Source organism: Pseudomonas iridis, from assembly GCF_017980685.1.
In the GTDB taxonomy this organism is placed as follows: Bacteria; Pseudomonadota; Gammaproteobacteria; order Pseudomonadales; family Pseudomonadaceae; genus Aquipseudomonas; species Aquipseudomonas iridis.
Genome location: NZ_JACXXO010000001.1, coordinates 251,066 through 267,218, shown reverse-complemented (window position 1 = coordinate 267,218; position 16,153 = coordinate 251,066). Strand labels below are relative to the sequence as shown.

Annotated in this window: 17 protein-coding genes; 8 read left to right on the top strand and 9 right to left on the bottom strand. The window is 59.4% G+C overall.

Features of this window, described 5'->3' with window-relative positions; translation table 11 throughout:
• Positions 1-52 precede the first annotated feature (52 nt).
• A complete protein-coding gene (locus tag IEQ42_RS01180) occupies positions 53-445 on the top strand; it encodes a transcriptional regulator (RefSeq protein WP_210702297.1) in 393 nt (130 codons plus the stop codon).
• A gap of 124 nt (positions 446-569) precedes the next feature.
• Here IEQ42_RS01180 and IEQ42_RS01175 read toward each other — a convergent pair whose 3' ends face one another.
• The 3 genes from IEQ42_RS01175 to IEQ42_RS01165 all read right to left on the bottom strand — a co-directional run bounded on the left by IEQ42_RS01175 (position 570) and on the right by IEQ42_RS01165 (position 2,634).
• The gene (locus tag IEQ42_RS01175) at positions 570-1,439 is read right to left on the bottom strand and encodes a DUF6279 family lipoprotein (protein ID WP_210702296.1); all 870 of its coding nucleotides are present in this window, start codon (positions 1,437-1,439) and stop codon (positions 570-572) included.
• A gap of 76 nt (positions 1,440-1,515) precedes the next feature.
• Positions 1,516-2,232, bottom strand: a complete 717-nt coding sequence (locus IEQ42_RS01170; protein WP_210702295.1) for a TorF family putative porin — start codon at positions 2,230-2,232, stop codon at positions 1,516-1,518.
• A 213-nt stretch (positions 2,233-2,445) separates the two neighbouring features.
• Positions 2,446-2,634: a hypothetical protein gene (locus IEQ42_RS01165; RefSeq protein ID WP_181818528.1), complete on the bottom strand. Its 189-nt coding sequence runs from the start codon at positions 2,632-2,634 to the stop codon at positions 2,446-2,448.
• A 340-nt stretch (positions 2,635-2,974) separates the two neighbouring features.
• On the opposite strand from IEQ42_RS01165, the gene IEQ42_RS01160 reads away from it, so the two are divergent.
• The 3 genes from IEQ42_RS01160 (at position 2,975) to IEQ42_RS01150 (ending at position 5,546) form a co-directional block, all read left to right on the top strand.
• Entirely contained in the window at positions 2,975-3,811 is an 837-nt protein-coding gene (locus IEQ42_RS01160) for a CvfB family protein (protein ID WP_210702294.1), read from the top strand.
• A 103-nt stretch (positions 3,812-3,914) separates the two neighbouring features.
• Positions 3,915-4,319 (top strand): DUF2177 family protein, encoded by a 405-nt coding sequence (locus IEQ42_RS01155; protein ID WP_210702738.1) that lies wholly within the window; start codon positions 3,915-3,917, stop codon positions 4,317-4,319.
• Positions 4,320-4,577: 258 nt separating this feature from the next.
• Positions 4,578-5,546 (top strand): DMT family transporter, encoded by a 969-nt coding sequence (locus IEQ42_RS01150; protein ID WP_215729515.1) that lies wholly within the window; start codon positions 4,578-4,580, stop codon positions 5,544-5,546.
• Here IEQ42_RS01150 and IEQ42_RS01145 read toward each other — a convergent pair.
• A complete protein-coding gene (locus IEQ42_RS01145) occupies positions 5,494-6,675 on the bottom strand; it encodes an MFS transporter (RefSeq protein ID WP_210702292.1) in 1,182 nt (393 codons plus the stop codon). The genes IEQ42_RS01150 and IEQ42_RS01145 overlap by 53 nt on opposite strands.
• 105 nt (positions 6,676-6,780) lie before the next feature.
• On the opposite strand from IEQ42_RS01145, the gene ptrR reads away from it, so the two are divergent.
• Positions 6,781-7,674 (top strand): putrescine utilization regulator PtrR, encoded by an 894-nt coding sequence (ptrR, locus tag IEQ42_RS01140; protein ID WP_150594321.1) that lies wholly within the window; start codon positions 6,781-6,783, stop codon positions 7,672-7,674.
• 143 nt (positions 7,675-7,817) lie between these two features.
• On the top strand, positions 7,818-7,946 hold the full coding sequence (locus tag IEQ42_RS27465; protein WP_003184145.1) for a PA1414 family protein: 129 nt from the start codon (positions 7,818-7,820) through the stop codon (positions 7,944-7,946).
• A gap of 240 nt (positions 7,947-8,186) precedes the next feature.
• Here IEQ42_RS27465 and IEQ42_RS01135 read toward each other — a convergent pair whose 3' ends face one another.
• The 4 genes from IEQ42_RS01135 to speB form a co-directional block, all read right to left on the bottom strand.
• Complete coding sequence (locus IEQ42_RS01135) at positions 8,187-9,566, bottom strand: sodium:solute symporter family protein (RefSeq protein ID WP_047300224.1); 1,380 nt, start codon at positions 9,564-9,566, stop codon at positions 8,187-8,189.
• Between the two features lie 163 nt (positions 9,567-9,729).
• Complete coding sequence (locus tag IEQ42_RS01130; protein WP_210702291.1) at positions 9,730-11,232, bottom strand: purine-cytosine permease family protein; 1,503 nt, start codon at positions 11,230-11,232, stop codon at positions 9,730-9,732.
• A gap of 51 nt (positions 11,233-11,283) precedes the next feature.
• A complete protein-coding gene (locus tag IEQ42_RS01125; protein WP_042558144.1) occupies positions 11,284-11,706 on the bottom strand; it encodes a YybH family protein in 423 nt (140 codons plus the stop codon).
• A gap of 10 nt (positions 11,707-11,716) precedes the next feature.
• Entirely contained in the window at positions 11,717-12,667 is a 951-nt protein-coding gene (speB, locus tag IEQ42_RS01120) for an agmatinase (RefSeq protein ID WP_047300226.1), read from the bottom strand.
• Between the two features lie 394 nt (positions 12,668-13,061).
• Here speB and IEQ42_RS01115 point away from each other — a divergent pair, with 394 nt between their 5' ends.
• Positions 13,062-13,955 (top strand): LysR family transcriptional regulator, encoded by an 894-nt coding sequence (locus tag IEQ42_RS01115; protein ID WP_007914510.1) that lies wholly within the window; start codon positions 13,062-13,064, stop codon positions 13,953-13,955.
• Between the two features lie 5 nt (positions 13,956-13,960).
• Positions 13,961-14,557, top strand: a complete 597-nt coding sequence (locus IEQ42_RS01110; RefSeq protein ID WP_210702290.1) for a tRNA-uridine aminocarboxypropyltransferase — start codon at positions 13,961-13,963, stop codon at positions 14,555-14,557.
• Between the two features lie 232 nt (positions 14,558-14,789).
• Here the strand turns inward: IEQ42_RS01110 and IEQ42_RS01105 are convergent, their stop codons facing one another.
• Positions 14,790-16,151 (bottom strand): HlyD family type I secretion periplasmic adaptor subunit, encoded by a 1,362-nt coding sequence (locus IEQ42_RS01105; protein ID WP_210702289.1) that lies wholly within the window; start codon positions 16,149-16,151, stop codon positions 14,790-14,792.
• Between the last annotated feature and the right edge of the window lie 2 nt (positions 16,152-16,153).

Genomic DNA, 16,153 nt, shown 5'->3' with positions numbered 1-16,153 from the left:
GTCACAACCTATGAACGCGCCCTAAATCACGCGCACCGGAGGTTGAATCAGGATGACGACTTACAACTGGGATTTGATTGAGCGATTGCTGCATGAAGTGCAGAACAGCGCTGGCGAAAGCTTCGCCCCTCGTAAATACGCCGAGGATTACGCGGCAGCGAAAGCCAGCGCCGGTGAGCCGATCGAGAATCTGGATCACTTGAAAACGCTGGCCTGTGAATATGAGCGGTTGCTGCTATTGCGCGGTTACATTGAGCCACGTGGCGAAGATGAAGGCAGCACCGGCAATAACTTCAGTCTGACTCCGCGGGGATCGAGCCTGTTGAGCCTGATCGACAGCAGCATTCCCGGGAATGACCATCCGCGTCAGGTGCTGGATGAACAGGAAGATGCACTGGCAGAGGGGACGTTTGATGAAGTGGCGTCCAAAGCGCAGATAGCCTGACTTCGAAGTAATCTCCCTTGTGGGAGCGAGCCTGCTCGCGAATGCGGTATGTCAGCCACCATCAAAGCGTCTGACACAGCGCATTCGCGAGCAGGCTCGCTCCCACATTGGTTTTGCATTGATCTTAAGTATTTCGTGCAGCCTTCAAACACTTCAGATCATTGAAATCTTTACGCACACCCTCGATCTTCTTCAGCAACCGCTTACGCTGCTGCGGCGTACTCTCGGCCATCAGGTCGACTGCCATTGCTCGTCCTTGTGCCTCGGTGTTGGCGTAGGCCTTGCGGTAATCCGCGGTCCATAAACTCTCGCGATTGATCAGAAGGGTCTCGATACGTTGTGGGAATTCGGGACTTTTGCGCTGTGCAACCGCAGCGCTGAACTGCTTCTGCCAGTGCTCACGGTTGGCAATCCATTGGGTGTTCTGATCGCCCAAGGCGTTAGTCCAAGCGAACACCCGCTGTTTTTGTGTCGCGCTTAGTGGGCCGAGCCAGTCGTTCAGACGTTTCTCCATGCGCTCGCCACGTTCCTTGATCTGCTCGGCCAATGGCGGTTTGACGTAATCCTGCTGGCGTTTGCGCAGGTCCTTGGCGAACGCGTCGTTCATCTCCGCCACCTGCTGGTCGTCCAGGCCTTGCAGAAGTTCGATGGCTGACGGGGTGATCTCCCGCGCAGTTTCGGCAATGGCGTTTTTGGCTTCCACGGTGCGCGCCTGAAGCGCTTCGTCAGTGACCTGATTGGTTTCGACCATCGTTTGCAAACGATCCAGCCAGTCGAGATACCCCGGCAATTGCGTGGTGCAATGCCAGCTCAGGTGTTCCTGGAGGCGCTCGTTGAACCAGCCTTTTTGCTCGCCGTTCATGTCGAGGTAGTCGCCGAGCGTCCACGGGATGATCACGTCGAGATTGCGATACGCCAGGCCGACGCGGCTGCAGGCGCCAAGGGCGAGGGTGCAAATCAACAGGGCAGCGATGTGTTTGAACCAGCGAGACATAGGCGAATCCTTGCGATGGCCAGCCGTAGGGTCTGATTCTCATGTGAACGCAGAATGAACCCGGCAGTTCAGCCAATCAATAGAACGCGCGTGCAGCCTTGAGTGTGACGAGGCCATCGCACTCGCTGTTGTGCCCGGAATAAGCCGAGCAATCGCTGCCGCTGAGGCTGGAGTTGCTGTAGATCAGGTCGAGGTCGACGCCCATGAAAGGCCGGGACAATTTCACCGACCAATCGGTAAAACTGCTGACGTAACCACCGTCCACCGCGACCGGCGAATTCAGTTGGTGGGTGGTGTATTTCATGCTGACACCAATGCCGAAGGGTTGATTGCCGCGCAGATCGGCAAACAGCGTGTTGTTCTGTTTATCCGGATCGTTGCTCAAGGCAATGCCGAACCGGCTGCCGAGCAGGGTCAGGCCACCGAACAATTCCTGGCTGTCGAGGGTGTCCACTTTGGGATAGCTGTAGTGAATCATCCCCACTTCGTAGCCGAGGGTTTCGTCGAAAGGTTGTTTAAAGCCGACGTAGGAATCGATTTCGAGGTTCTTGCCCGGCGTGATGCCCATGCTCGGCGCGTACTGGCCGATATAGAGGCCACTGTCGTGGCTGAGGTCGAGTCCGCCATGAAACGAGCCGGTGGACGCCGGTTTGACCAGTCCTTGCGCCATGCTGCGAGAGGGCGTGGTGCCGAGCTTGAGGTCGAAATCACCGAGTTCACGCTGGAAAATCTGCGCGTGCGCAGTCGAACAAGCCAGCAGGCCAGCGAGCGATAAACAGGATGATTTGCGCATGCGTCACTCCATGTACAGCGAGCGCAGGGCAGCGAGCCTGCTGAAACGCTTGATCTAGACGCGTGCAAGGATACCGGCGAATGCGCGGCATTGATGGCCGTTCGTCGATTTTCAAAGAATGGATGAGTGTTTTTTAAGCGGAGAGGGATTTTGCGGTGCCAGTCCAGACGCTTCGAAGCTCAAAGCGCCCAGGGACGGGTTTATTACCGGGGATTACTTCTTGCCCAGGCTGATCTGCTTGGACGGACCGAACGTCTGGCCGCTGACGCCTTTGGCAATTTGCTGGATCTCGCCGCCGGACTTGAGGAACAAAGCAATCTGATCGTTGATCGATTCGCTTGTTTCAACGGCTGGGGCTGGCTTTGCTTTGCTGGTGGATGCTTTTACACGCATGGCGGCCATTAACCTGTAGAAGAGTAACTCGGCCAGGCATCGTACAGGAATAACTTGACAATAGCTCGGTAAATATCCCCCGGAATAACCAACCTTCAAGGTGGATTATTCTCGGTTAAATATTCGAAATACTTCGCTAACCTGCTGTTTTAGTTAAGAACATCCATGCATTGCGGTGCTGTGGCGGTCTTGCGCTGGGCACCGGATCAGTCTGACGAGTGGCACCGCGTGCGTGCTCGACCAAGGAGAATCAAGGCGTTGCGCAGATTTTCCCGGCCTCGCCGTTTTGCCGGCGAACGTTCACGGTAAAAACGGGTAGAATGCCGCCCACGCAATGAGGGTTTTGGAAATGGCTTTAGTCGGGCGCTACAACAGTTTGCAAGTGGTTAAACACACTAACTTCGGTTTATATCTGGACGGCGGTGCCGACGGCGAAATTCTTTTGCCCAACCGTTATATCCCTAAAGATATTCCCAGCGAAGATGAAGACTGGCTCAACGTATTTGTTTATCTGGATAGCGAAGACAAACTTCTCGCGACCACTGAAAAACCGAAAGTTCAGGTCGGTGAATTCGCCAGTTTGAAAGTTGTTGAAGTCAACAGCATCGGTGTGTTCCTCGATTGGGGCTTGCCAAAGGATCTGTTGCTGCCGTATTCCGAAGAGAAGCGTCAGATGACTGCCGGCGAATATTGCGTGGTGCATGTCTACCTCGACAAGCACACCCGCCGCATCACCGCCACTGCGCGACTGGATCGCTACCTCGACAAAACCCCGGCCACCTACAGCCCGGGTCAGGAAGTTGATCTGCTGGTTGCCGAAGCTACCGATATGGGCTTCAAGGCAATCATCAACAACAAGCACTGGGGTTTGATTCACAAGAACGAAATCTTCAAGTTCATGCGCGCCGGCATGAGCGAAAAAGGCTTCATCAAGGAAGTGCGCGCCGACGGCAAGATCAGCCTGAGCCTGCAACCGGTTGGCCAGGAAGCGGCCAGCAGTCTGAACTCGAAGATTCTGGCCAAGTTGCGCGAAAATGACGGCACCCTGCCGGTCAGCGACAAGAGCGATCCGGCATTGATCAGCAGCCTGTTCGGTGTCAGCAAGGGCAACTTCAAGAAGGCCATCGGTTCGCTGTACAAGGAAGGCAAGATCGTCATTCATGCGGATCGCATTGAACTAAGCTGATCGCGCACCAGCCCCATGTAGGAGCCGCCGAAGGCTGCGATCTGTTGATCTTCAACGGCAGAAGATCGCAGCCTGCAGCAACTCCAACATCGAGGGTCGTATGATGAAGAAAGCGCTGATCGCTTATGTTGCAACGCTGGTGACGTTTCTGTTGCTCGACGGGATATGGCTTGGCCTGTTGATGGCGCCGACCTATCGCGAACTGCTCGGTCCGTTGATGCTCGAAAAACCGCTGCTCTTACCGGCAGCGGTTTTTTATTGCCTGTATGTTTTCGGTTGCGTGGTGTTCGTGGTGTTGCCTGCGCTGAACTGGCAGAGGGCAGCGAAGATGGGCGCACTGTTGGGGCTCGTGGCGTACGGCACGTATGACCTGACCAATTGGGCGACATTGCGCGGATGGTCGGTGCAAGTGACTTTGCTCGATTGGGCGTGGGGGACGTTTGCCACTGCTGTGGCTTGTACTGTTGGTTTTGTCGTGTCGAAACGGCTGGTGAAGTCAGACTCCTGAACAGCGTTGATTGAGCTGGCCTCATCGCTGGCAAGCCAGCTCCCACAGGGTTTTGTGTCGAGCGCTAGACAGGGTCAGGCGCCACGAACTTGTGGGAGCTGGCTTGCCAGCGATTGGCGGCGCAGCCGGCAGCCATTCACCACTGACGCAGCAGACAAATTAAATGTCTTTTCCAGACGGCTTTTTCTGTCGCACTGGTTAATAATCGACGCCACGACTCTTCGCCCCGGACATTGATCCGGGGTTTTGTTTTGACCAATGGATGGCTGCCATGTTGTGTGTGTTCGAGGTGTTGCGGTGATTGTCGAGCGGCGCAATGCCGACCGTTTTGCCCTGCAGGTGATGATCGGTCTGTGCCTGATCTGGGGCGTGCAGCAGGTGATGATCAAGTGGGCTGCACCTGACATCGCACCGGTGATGCAAGCGGCGGGGCGCTCGGGGATTTCTGCGCTGCTGGTCGGATTGCTGATCTGCTGGAAGGGCGGTTGGGATCAGGTCGGGAGCACCTGGCGCGGCGGCTTGCTGGCCGGTGCGCTGTTCGGGCTGGAGTTCTTCTTTATCTCCGAAGGCTTGCAACTGACCACGGCAGCGCACATGTCCGTGTTCCTCTACACCGCGCCGATTTTCACCGCGCTGGGCGTGCATTTTCTCCTTGCCAGTGAGCGTTTGCGACCGTTGCAGTGGCTGGGGATTTTGCTCGCCTTCATCGGTATCGCGATTGCGTTTGCCGGTGGTGTGTCGTGGGGCAACCTCGATCGGCGCATGTTATTGGGCGATGCCTTTGGTGTATTGGCCGGTGCCTGTTGGGGCGCGACCACGGTGGTGGTGCGCGCCTCGCGGCTGTCGGAAGCCCCGGTGACGTTGACCCTGTTCTATCAGTTGATCGTCGGCTTCGTCGGCCTGCTGTTGATCGCACTGTTCAGCGGCCAGATCGGCCATGTCAACCTGACCGCAGTGGCGGTGGCCAGCGTGCTGTTTCAAGGGCTGGTGGTGTCGTTCTTCAGCTACCTGGTGTGGTTCTGGTTGCTGCGGCGTTATCTGGCGGCCAACCTCGCGGTGTTCTCGTTCATGACGCCGCTGTTCGGTGTCACCTTCGGCGTGTTGCTGCTCGGTGAACAACTGAGCCTGAACTTCGTCATCGGTGCTGTGCTGGTGCTGCTCGGCATCACTTTTGTCAGTGCCGAACAGTGGCTGCGTCGGCGTTTGCGCAAAGCGCTGGGCCAGTAGCCGTCGATTGCATCGCCAGACCGCCGGCAATCAGCAAACCACTGCCGGCGATCACCAACGCCGGCTGCAAGCCACCGCTGAAATGGCTGCTCAGCGCGGCGAGTAACGGGCCGCTGAGCTGGCCAATGGCGAAGCAGGCGGTGAGCATACCGGCATTACGCTGGGTGGCGTGCGGCGCCAGTTCCCGCGAGCGTTGCATGACCAGTTGCATGCAGGCCAGAAACGGCGTCCCGCAGAAGATCACGCCCAGCGCCAACCCCCAGCCGCTGCCCAGCAAGCAGGCGAACACCCCGGCGGCTTGCAGCCACAACGTCGCCATCAACCAGTGACGCGTGGTGTGCGGTTCGTGACGACGCAGGCTCACCAGTAAAACGCCGATGGCGGCGCCGAGGCCGAAGCACGGCCAGAACAGATCGGCCTGCCATTGCCCGTGAAACTGCGCGTTGGCCATTTGCGACAGGAACGTGGCCGGAATGATGTAACCGACGCCATACAGCGCGTAAATCAACGCCAGACGGCCAATGCCGCGATTCGCCGGACTGACGGCCGCTGCATCAATGGCCTTCGCGGCGACCGGTTGTGGCAGGAGTCGCCAGACCCCCAGCATCATCACCAACGCGGCCGCAGCATAAATCAGCCACAACGTCGCGGACGTCTGGTTCAACAGATGTGAGACCAGTGCCAGCAACCCTGTCAGAAAAATCCCCAAACCCGGCCCGGCAAAGACCAGCGCTCCCAGCCGTGGGCGACCCGCTGCCACCGCCAGTGGCTGACTCAGCGCGGTAATCATCACCAGCACCCAGGCACTCGCCACACCGGTTCCGAAGCGCAGCAGCAGATGTGCCCAGAAGCCATTCGCCCAGAACGACGCCAGTGTCAGCAGCACACAAAGCCACAAGCCGCCGTGCAGGCGCCGCTGCACCTGTCGCGCACGATGGGCGAACATCGCATCCACCGCGCCGAGCAGGTAGCCGAGGTAATTGGCCGCGGCAATCAGACCGGCGGCAGTCAGGTCAAACTGCCCCTCGCTGAGCAGGTGCGGCATTTGTGGGGTGAGGGCGAAGCGCCCGATGCCCATGGCCATCATCAGGGCGACGAAGCAGGCGGATAAGCGAATCAGCGGCGACATGGTCTGGATTCCGTTGGCAAGATCAATGACCGTCAGGCTAGGACTGATTGACTTTCTTTAAAATTGAATAATAGTGAGTAACTTGTTCTGTTCTGGAGAAAGGTTGTGGAGTTCAGCCAACTGCGGATTTTTCAGGCGGTCGCCGAGGAAGGTTCGATCACCCGCGCCGCCGAACGCCTGCACCGAGTGCCGTCGAACCTGTCGACACGGCTCAAGCAGCTTGAAGAGCAAATGGGCGTCGAATTGTTCGTCCGTGAGCGTCAGCGTTTGCAGCTATCGCCTGCGGGAAAAGTCTTGCTGGACTACACCGGCAAACTGTTCGCCCTGCGCGATCAGGCCAGCGCGGCGGTGATGGGCGGGCAACCGGCGGGGGATTTTGTGCTGGGCACGATGTACAGCACCGCAGCCATCCATCTGCCGGCATTGCTGGCGCGCTATCACAAGCAATATCCGGCGGTGAACCTGCAAGTGCAGTCGGCGCCGAGTGGTGAGTTACTGGAAGGTTTGCTCACCGGGCGCCTCGACGCGGCGTTGGTAGACGGGCCGCTGCAACTGGCCGGGCTCGACGGCGTGGCGCTGTGCGAGGAAAGGCTGGTGCTGATCACCGAGATCGATCATCCGCCCGTGCACAGCGCCAGTGATGTCGAAGGGCGCTCGGTGTTCACCTTTCGTCGCGGCTGTTCCTATCGAATGCGACTGGAGGCATGGTTCGCTCATGCCCACGCGGCAATGGGCCGGGCGATGGAGATCGAGTCCTATCAAGGCATGCTCGCCTGCGTGATTGCCGGCAGCGGGGTGGCGCTGATGTCGGAGTCGATGCTGGCCAGCCTGCCGGGGCGCGAGAGCGTCGCAGTGCATCCGTTGGCCGAGCCGTTCGCGGGTGCGACAACATGGCTCATGTGGCGTCGGGGCATGGTCGGCGCCAATCTCAATGCGTGGATTGAGGTGCAGCAAGCTGTCTATCCCGCACCTTTGGTTGAATCCCTGGAAACGGCTTGAACCAATGGCGGCGCACTCTGTTCAATTCAGTAACAGATCATTGCGGATTTGGCCGAGCATTGCGTAGGACTTCGGACTATTATCAGTGCGAAGCGGCCTCAGAATTCCGGTCGCTCGGCACTACCCTGAAGGGGGGCATGACGATGAAAGAGAAAATTCAGAACTGGCTGCATGATTTGGGTGTTGCCCTCGGCTTGATCGAACCGCCTCTGCAACCGGTACCGATCCGCACTGACGACGAACAGCGTCGGCGCCAACCTCGTCGGCGGTAATGTCCCTGATGTGAAGGGTCAATAGACTCAAGATCAAGAGATCGCAGCCTTCGGCAGCTCCTACAGAGAACGGTGTAGGAGCTGCCGAAGGCTGCGATTTTTTGTTTTCAATGCCGCCCGATCATCAGCAAAAAACGGCTCAAGTCATTTGCGGTCTTCGCACTTTCCTCCAGGCGAAAAAAACGGGTGTGGCAACCGACGCCACACCCGTCGAAGAAAGCATCAGTTGTCACATCAAACTTAGATCGCGCTGGCCACCGTCGCAGGGCGCGGCGACAGCAGGCTAACCACCACAAAACTCACCAGACCCACAGCCAGGCTGTAGTAGATCGGGGTGTTGGCGTCCAGACCGTCCTTGAACATGAACAACAGCGCGGTGGCAAAGCCCAGGCCCATGCTGGCGATGGCGCCGGAGGTGGTCGCGCGTTTCCAGAAGATCGCACCGATCAGCGGAACCAGCATGCCGCCCACCAACAGGTTGTAGGCCAGGGTCAGGGCGCTGATCACGTCGTTTACCACCAGCGCGATGCCCAGTACGACAACACCGGTCAGCAGGGTGAACAGGCGGTTGATGCGCAGGCTCGATGGCTTGCCGCCACGCAGTTTCGGCAGCAGGTCTTCGGTCAGCGTGGTGGCGGCGGCGAGGAGGCCGGCGCTGGCGGTGGACATCATGGCGGCCAGTGCGGCAGCGATCACAAGGCCTCGGATGCCGTCCGGCAGCGACAGTTTGACGATCGCGGCGAACGCGTTGTTGACGTTGTCCAGATCCGGGATCAGCACGTGAGCGGCCATGCCGATCAGGGCGCAGGCCAGACCGTAGAGGACGCAGTAGACGCCCGCGATGCTGCCGGCGTACTGGGCGACTTTGGCAGTCTTGACGGTGAACACCCGTTGCCAGATGTCCTGACCGATCAGGATGCCGAAGAAGTAGATCATGAAGTAGGTGATGATCGTGTCCCAGCCGATGCTGGTGAAGTTGAACGCGGTGGCCGGCAGTTTCAGCACCAGCTCATCCCAACCGCCGACGCGGTACAGGCAGATCGGCAACAGGATGAACATCAGGCCCACGGTCTTGATGATGAACTGGACGATGTCGGTCAGGGTCAGCGACCACATCCCGCCGATCGCCGAGTAGACCACCACTACACCACCGCCGAGCAACACCGAGACCCAGAAGGGCAGGTCGAACAGCACTTGCAGCACGGTGCCGATCGCCAGGATCGAGGTCACGCCGATCATCAGTGCATAGGCCAGCATGATCACCGCGCTCGCCGAGCGGGCCATCGGGTTGTAACGTTTTTCCAGGACTTGGGTAACGGTGTAGATCTTCAGTTTCAGCAGCGGCTTGGCCAGGAACAGGTTCAGCGCAATGATGCCGCAACCCAGTGCCGCGCACAGCCAGAAACCGGAAATGCCATGCACGTAACCCAGGCGCACGGTGCCGACGGTGGACGCACCACCCAGCACCGTCGCGGCCATGGTGCCCATGTACAGGCTCGGGCCGAGGTTGCGACCGGCAACGAGAAAGTCCTCGTTGGTCTTGGCCTTGCGCATACCGAAATAGCCGAGCAAAAGCATGCCGGCGGCGTAGATGAGGACGACGAATAAATCCAAAGCCATGATGGCGTGTCTCCGATTGTCTTTTTTATGGTGAAACAAAATTGGTTCGGTGGAGCTGCCCTTTGTGGGAGCGAGCCTGCTCGCGAAGGCGATCTGTCAGTGACATCCATGCTGGATGTGCCGAAGTCTTCGCGAGCAGGCTCGCTCCCACAGAGGAAAAGTGTCAGGCCAGTTCGGGCTTCGCTGAGGGGGGCATGAATTGGCTGCGTTCATCCTTCGGGCCGTAAACCGCCGCCGGCTCCGGAAACAGGCGCAGCAGCGTCAGATACACCACCGAGGCCAGCCCCAGGGTCACCGGCAAACTGATGTCGATGCCGCCCGCCAACTCACCCAGTGGGCCGACGAACTGCCCCGGCAAATTGACGAAGAACAGACCAACGGCCGCGCTCGGAATCCACGCGCCCAGGCCCCGCCAGTTCCAGCCGTGGGAGAACCAGTAGCGTCCGCCTTGCTCGCCGCGTGTGAACACTTGCAGGTCATCCGGGCAGTAGAAGCCACGACGCACCACCAGGCCTATGATCATGATCACCATCCATGGCGTGGTGCAGGTGATGATCAGCACGGCGAAGGTCGACACGCTCTGCACCAGGTTCGCCGCAAAGCGTCCGATGAAGATGAACGCAATCGACAGCACGCCGATCAGTAACGTCGCCTTGACCCGCGAGAGCACCCGCGGGAATACGCTCGACATGTCCAGACCGGTGCCATACAGCGACGTGGTGCCGGTGGACATGCCGCCGATCACCGCAATCAGGCACACCGGTAGGAAGAACCAGCTCGGCGACACCGCCAGCAGACCGCCGACATAGTTGTTTGCCGCGATGTAGTCCGGCGCCTTGATTGCCACGATGGTTGCGGTGGCCAGGCCGAACAGGAACGGGATGAGCGTCGCCAGTTGCGCGGCGACCACCGCCAGCATGATGCGGCCCTTCGGCGTTTCGCGAGGAATGTAGCGAGACCAGTCGCCGAGGAATGCACCGAAGGAAATCGGGTTGCTCATGGCCACCAGTGCCGCGCCGATGAACGCCGCCCAGAACCCGGCCTGACCCATGGCCACACTGCCGGCGTACTGGCTGTCGAAGGCGGGGGCAAAGGCGAAGATGCCGAGCAGGAACAACAGGCTCGCGGCCCACACCGCAATGCGGTTGACCCACAACATGAAGCGAAAGCCGTAGATGCAAACCGTCAGCACCAGCAGCGCGAACAGCCCGTAGGCCAGGCCGAGCGTGAGGTCGGTTTCCGGCAGGTCGAGCAGGCGTTTGGCGCCGCCAACCAATGCATCGCCTGAACTCCACACCGAGAGCGAGAAGAACGCGATAGCGGTCAACAACGACAGGAAGGAACCAACGATCCGCCCATGCACGCCGAAGTGCGCACCGGAAGACACGGCGTTATTGGTGCCGTTGAGCGGGCCGAACAGGCCCATCGGCGCGAGGATCAGTGCACCGACCACCACACCCAGCACAATCGCCCAGACGCCAGCCTGAAAAGACAGGCCGAACAGCACCGGGAAACTGCCGAGCACTGCCGTGGCAAAGGTATTGGCGCCGCCGAAGATCAAGCGAAACAGGTCGCTGGGCCGGGCGTCACGCTCATGATCCGGGATCTGTTCGACCCCGTTTGTTTCGATGCTGCTAAGGCGTTTTTCATTGTTGTTGTTATTCATGATCTGCTCCGATCATCAGGCGCGCTCATCGTGCGTGAGCGTCACCATTGGCTAAGGGGGTGGCAGCCCTTCCGGCATTGCGGACAAATGTTCGTGGCAGGCCAGCCAATGGCCTTGTTGTTCTAGGCTCGACGTTTGTTTCTTGAAAACAATCGTCTCGCGCTCCTGGCTGAAGTGTTGCTCCCCTTGCATGCGCAGCTCGGTGGCCACGTCATGGATGAAAATCGCCACGTCACCCTGCAGGCTGACGAAGGCGTTGCTCGAGGTGCAGGAAAGCACCTCGAAGCCATCCTCGGTGCGCCAGCTGTCCCACAACGCCTGATAGGCATCGCGCGACAGCAGTGGCTGTTCGAGGGTGTAAAACACGAAGCTGGCGTCGGCGCTGAACGCGCCGAAGTAGGCTTCGCGATCATTGCGTGCGAAGGCTGAAACCAGCTCGGCCGCCGCATGCAAAACCTGATCATGATCGTTCATGCCCCGACCCTCAGCGGTGAACCACGCCAGGCAGTACGCAGAGCATTTCGTACAGCAGGTTGGCGGCCAGCAGCGAGGTGTTGCCGGTGGTGTCGTAAGCGGGCGAGACTTCTACCAGATCGCAACCGATCAGGTCGAGGCCTTGGCAGCCGCGAATGATCTCAATGGCCTGAATGGTCGTCAGGCCACCGATTTCCGGGGTGCCCGTGCCAGGCGCCCAGGCCGGATCGATGCCGTCGATGTCGAAGCTCAGGTACACCGGACCACCGCCGACTTTCTCGCGGACTTCGGCCATCAGCGGCGCCAGCGACTTGTGCCAGCACTCTTCGGCCTGTACCACGCGGAAACCCTGATTGCGGCTCCAGTTGAAGTCATCCGCGGTGTAACCCTGGGCGCGCAAACCAATCTGCACCACACGGTCACAATCCAGCAGGCCTTCTTCGACGGCGCGTCGGAAGGTCGTGCCGTGGGCGATTTTCTCGCCGAACATGTGGTCGTTGACGTCAGCGTGAGCGTCGATGTGTACCAGACCCACCTTGCCGTGCTTTTTGTGAATCGCACGCAGGATCGGCAGGGTGATGGTGTGGTCGCCACCCAGAGTCATCGGAATCACGTTGTGTTCGAGGATGTTGTCGTAGGCTTCTTCGATGATGCGCACGGCATCGAGCAGGTTGAAGGTGTTGATCGCGACGTCACCGATGTCGGCGACCGACAGCGAATCGAACGGCGCAGCACCGGTGGCCATGTTGTACGGGCGGATCATCACCGATTCGGCGCGGATGTCACGCGGCCCGAAGCGAGTGCCAGGGCGCAGCGAAGTACCGATGTCCAGCGGCACGCCTACAAAGGCAGCGTCCAGGCCGGCAGCGGTTGGCAAGTGGGGGAGTCGGAGCATGGTGGCGATGCCGCCGAAGCGCGGCATTTCGTTGCCGCCCAGTGGTTGGTGAAGAATCTTGTCCACGGGTAGGGCCTCATCGTCTTTGTTTTATTTATGTCGGCGCGCCGTTCAGCAAAGGATCGGACGCCGCTGTGGGGCCGATTCTGCGAAATGTAGTGAGGGGGAAGAATCGCTACGGGCAAATACTTAGTTCAGATTTTTCTAAACTAATGGGCGAGGTGGGATTAGACTTTGGCGGATTCGAATGGTGGGCTCGGCTGGGGATTTTTGCCCTCACCCCAACCCTCTCCCCCAGGAGAGGGGGCTGATCTCCATGGCTTTCAAATCCTGAGTTGGACGCGATTTTTCATGTCGATGCACATCCCGAGGACGCCGCGGTCGGCTCCCTCTCCCTGGGGAGAGGGCTGGGGTGAGGGGAAATTCAACAGGCGACACATCTCTTACGCCCGGAGTAGACATGGCCAACGCTTTACCCGACCTGAAACTGTTACGCATCTTCGTCAGCGTCGTGCGCCATCAGGGTTTCGCCAACGCCCAGCAGGAACTCAACCTCTCGACCTCGGCGATCAGCACCTACATGAGCCAGCTCGAAGCCGCGCTCGGTCTGGTGTTGTGCCATCGCGGCCGCGGTGGGTTCAGCCTCACCAGCAAAGGGGAACTGTTCCATCAGGAAACCCTGCGTCTGCTCGCCGAGCTCGAAGGATTTGAGCAATATGCCGCCGCGCTCAAGGGCGAATTGCGCGGCACGCTCAACCTCGGGGTGATCGACTCCACCGTCAGCGACAAGGCGTTGCCGTTCGCCGAAGCCATCGGTGCCTACAGTCAGGAACACCCGGCCGTGCATTTGCACCTGTCGGTGATGAGCCCCTACGAACTGCAACTCGGCGTGCAGGACAACCGCCTCGACCTGGCCATTGGTGCGTTCTCCACGCGCATGAGCGGTTTGATTTACATGCCTCTGTACCGCGAACAGCACTGGCTGTATTGCAGCAGTCGTCACCCGTTGTTCAACGAGCGACGGATTCCCGAGCAAGTCATCACCCAGCAACGCATGGTCGGTCGTGGCTACTGGAGCCAAGCAGAGCTGGCCCGCCACGGTTTCAAACACAGCGCGGCGACGGTAGAAAGTATGGAGGCGCAGTTGATTCTGGTGCTGTCCGGCGCCTACATCGGTTATCTGCCGGAGCACTACGCCCAGGCCTGGGCCGACAAGGGCGATTTGCGTGTGTTGCTGCCAGCGACTTTCGGCTACCAGGCGCCGTTTTCGATGATTATGCGCCGTGGCCGCAGCCGCGAACCGCTGATCCAGACTTTCCGCGATTTGCTTAAAGCCCAGCTCAACCAGGCGTAAAAATGATGTCCAGAGCCCAATGCCCGCGCTGCCTGCGCCCACAAACTCATTGCCTTTGCCCGCTGATCCCGAGCCTCGACAGCCGCACCCGGGTGTTGCTGTTGCAGCACCCGAGCGAGGTCAATCATGCGTTGAATACTGCGCGCCTGGCAGCGCTGGGGCTGACCAATGCCGAGCTGATTGTCGGTGAGGTATTTGAGGATTTGCCGACACTGCTGAACCGGCCGGGCTATCAGGCGCGGTTGTTGTTCCCCGCTGACGATGCGCAGCCGATGCAGGTTTATGGCGCTTCTGATGAACCGCTGTTGCTGGTCGTGCCCGACGGCACCTGGCGCAAGGCGCGCAAGATGCTGCACCTCAATCCGCTGCTGATGGCGTTGCCACGGGTGACGCTGGCGGAAGGCGGGGTGTCGCGGTATCGGTTGCGCAAGGCACCGGGGCCTGGGGCGTTGTCGACCATCGAGGCGATTGTGCAGGCATTGCAGACGCTGGAAGCGCCAGCGTCTTTCGAACCGTTGCTCAAACCGTTTGAAGCATTGATCGAGGGGCAGATTGCAGCGATGGGGCAGGAGACGTTTCAGCGTAATCATGCTGAAAAATGATCGGTGCTTTTGCCGGCCTCATCGCTGGCAAGCCAGCTCCCACAGGTTTTTGTGATGTTCACAGGTTTTGCGTTCGACACGGGCACTGTGGGAGCTGGCTTGCCAGCGATGAGGCCAGATCATTCACCACAAAATCCAGATCAAAAGATCGCAGCCTGCGGCAGCTCCTACATGGGATTTTGCGAGCGCCACAGCTTTTGTAGGAGCTGCCGAAGGCTGCGATCTTTTGATCTTATCTTTCGCGCATCGCCTCGGTCCGCGCTTTGAGCACCGGTTTAAGCAGGTAATCCAGCACACTTTTCTCCCCGGTGATGATGTCCACTGTCGCCACCATCCCCGGAATGATCAGCAGCGGTTTCACATCCCCGCCAAGGTGGTTTTTGTCGGTGCGTACCTGAATCAGGTAGAAGCTGTTGCCCTTGTCGTCAGTAATCGTGTCGGCGCCGATCAACTCAAGCTTGGCGCTCAGGCCACCGTAAATCGTGTAGTCGTAAGCACTGAACTTGACCATGGCTTTCTGGCCCGGATGCAGGAACGCGACGTCTTGTGGGCGTACTTTGGCTTCGATCAGCAGGTTGTCTTCCAGCGGCACGATTTCCACCATGTCGCTGCCTGGCTGGACCACGCCGCCGATGGTGTTGACCTTCATCTGCTTGATCACCCCGCGCACTGGCGAGGTCACCGTGGTGCGCGTCACACGATCGTCGATGGCGATGCTCGATGCGGTGATTTTCGACAGGTCGGTGCGTTTCTCATTCAGCTCTTTGGCGGCTTCCGAACGAAAGGTTTGCTCCGACTCGTCGATCTTGCTGCGGATTTCGGCAATCGCCGATTCGGCGCGGGGAATCGCCAGGGTGGTCGCGTTCAGCGAACCACGGATTTCCACGGCATTGCGTTTGAGTCGCAGGATCTCCACCGGCGACACCGCGCCGGTTTTGACCAGCGGCTCGGACATGTTCATCTCTTGTTGCAGCAAGGCGAGGCTTGAACTGAACTGGCCCTGCTTGGAGCGAAATTCCGCCAGTTCCTGAGTCTTCTGCCGCAGTTGTTCGCTGAGGGTGCGTTGCTCACTGGCCAGCCGCCGCAGGCGTTGTTCGTGCAGCGAGCGTTCGTCTTCAGCGACTTGCGGGGCCTTGGCGATCACCTCGGCGGAGAGTTTGAACGGCCGCCCCTCGGCCTCTGCCGACAGCCGTTCAACCTGGGCGGTCAACGCATAACGATCAGCCTCGCTTTCACCCTTGTTCGACAAAAATCGCGTGTCATCCAGACGCAGCAGGGTGTCGCCCTTGTTGACCATTTGCCCCTCACGGACGAAAAGCTCGGTGACGATCCCGCCCTCAAGGTTCTGGATCACCTGCACCTTGCTCGACGGAATCGCCTTGCCTTCGCCCATGGTCACTTCTTCGAGCACCGCGAACTTGGCCCAGACCACTGCGCTGATCAACAGTGCCGCCGCGAGCCACACGGTGATCCGCGACCAGCGCGGCGAATCCTGCAATGAAGCCCCGGCGGTTTCCGGCATGAACTCGACCTCGGCGCTTTTGCCGAAACTGTCGAAGTAGCCGCGTGATTTGCTATCTGAGGAAGCAGACATGG

Bases quoted from the DNA above. Each gene is read 5' to 3' on its own strand.
- IEQ42_RS01180 (WP_210702297.1), top strand. From the start codon at position 53: ATGACGACTTACAACTGGGATTTGATTGAGCGATTGCTGCATGAAGTG.
- IEQ42_RS01175 (WP_210702296.1), bottom strand. From the start codon at position 1,439: ATGTCTCGCTGGTTCAAACACATCGCTGCCCTGTTGATTTGCACCCTC.
- IEQ42_RS01170 (WP_210702295.1), bottom strand. From the start codon at position 2,232: ATGCGCAAATCATCCTGTTTATCGCTCGCTGGCCTGCTGGCTTGTTCG.
- IEQ42_RS01165 (WP_181818528.1), bottom strand. From the start codon at position 2,634: ATGGCCGCCATGCGTGTAAAAGCATCCACCAGCAAAGCAAAGCCAGCC.
- IEQ42_RS01160 (WP_210702294.1), top strand. From the start codon at position 2,975: ATGGCTTTAGTCGGGCGCTACAACAGTTTGCAAGTGGTTAAACACACT.
- IEQ42_RS01155 (WP_210702738.1), top strand. From the start codon at position 3,915: ATGAAGAAAGCGCTGATCGCTTATGTTGCAACGCTGGTGACGTTTCTG.
- IEQ42_RS01150 (WP_215729515.1), top strand. From the start codon at position 4,578: ATGGATGGCTGCCATGTTGTGTGTGTTCGAGGTGTTGCGGTGATTGTC.
- IEQ42_RS01145 (WP_210702292.1), bottom strand. From the start codon at position 6,675: ATGTCGCCGCTGATTCGCTTATCCGCCTGCTTCGTCGCCCTGATGATG.
- IEQ42_RS27465 (WP_003184145.1), top strand. From the start codon at position 7,818: ATGAAAGAGAAAATTCAGAACTGGCTGCATGATTTGGGTGTTGCCCTC.
- IEQ42_RS01135 (WP_047300224.1), bottom strand. From the start codon at position 9,566: ATGGCTTTGGATTTATTCGTCGTCCTCATCTACGCCGCCGGCATGCTT.
- IEQ42_RS01130 (WP_210702291.1), bottom strand. From the start codon at position 11,232: ATGAATAACAACAACAATGAAAAACGCCTTAGCAGCATCGAAACAAAC.
- IEQ42_RS01125 (WP_042558144.1), bottom strand. From the start codon at position 11,706: ATGAACGATCATGATCAGGTTTTGCATGCGGCGGCCGAGCTGGTTTCA.
- IEQ42_RS01115 (WP_007914510.1), top strand. From the start codon at position 13,062: ATGGCCAACGCTTTACCCGACCTGAAACTGTTACGCATCTTCGTCAGC.
- IEQ42_RS01110 (WP_210702290.1), top strand. From the start codon at position 13,961: ATGTCCAGAGCCCAATGCCCGCGCTGCCTGCGCCCACAAACTCATTGC.
- IEQ42_RS01105 (WP_210702289.1), bottom strand. From the start codon at position 16,151: ATGTCTGCTTCCTCAGATAGCAAATCACGCGGCTACTTCGACAGTTTC.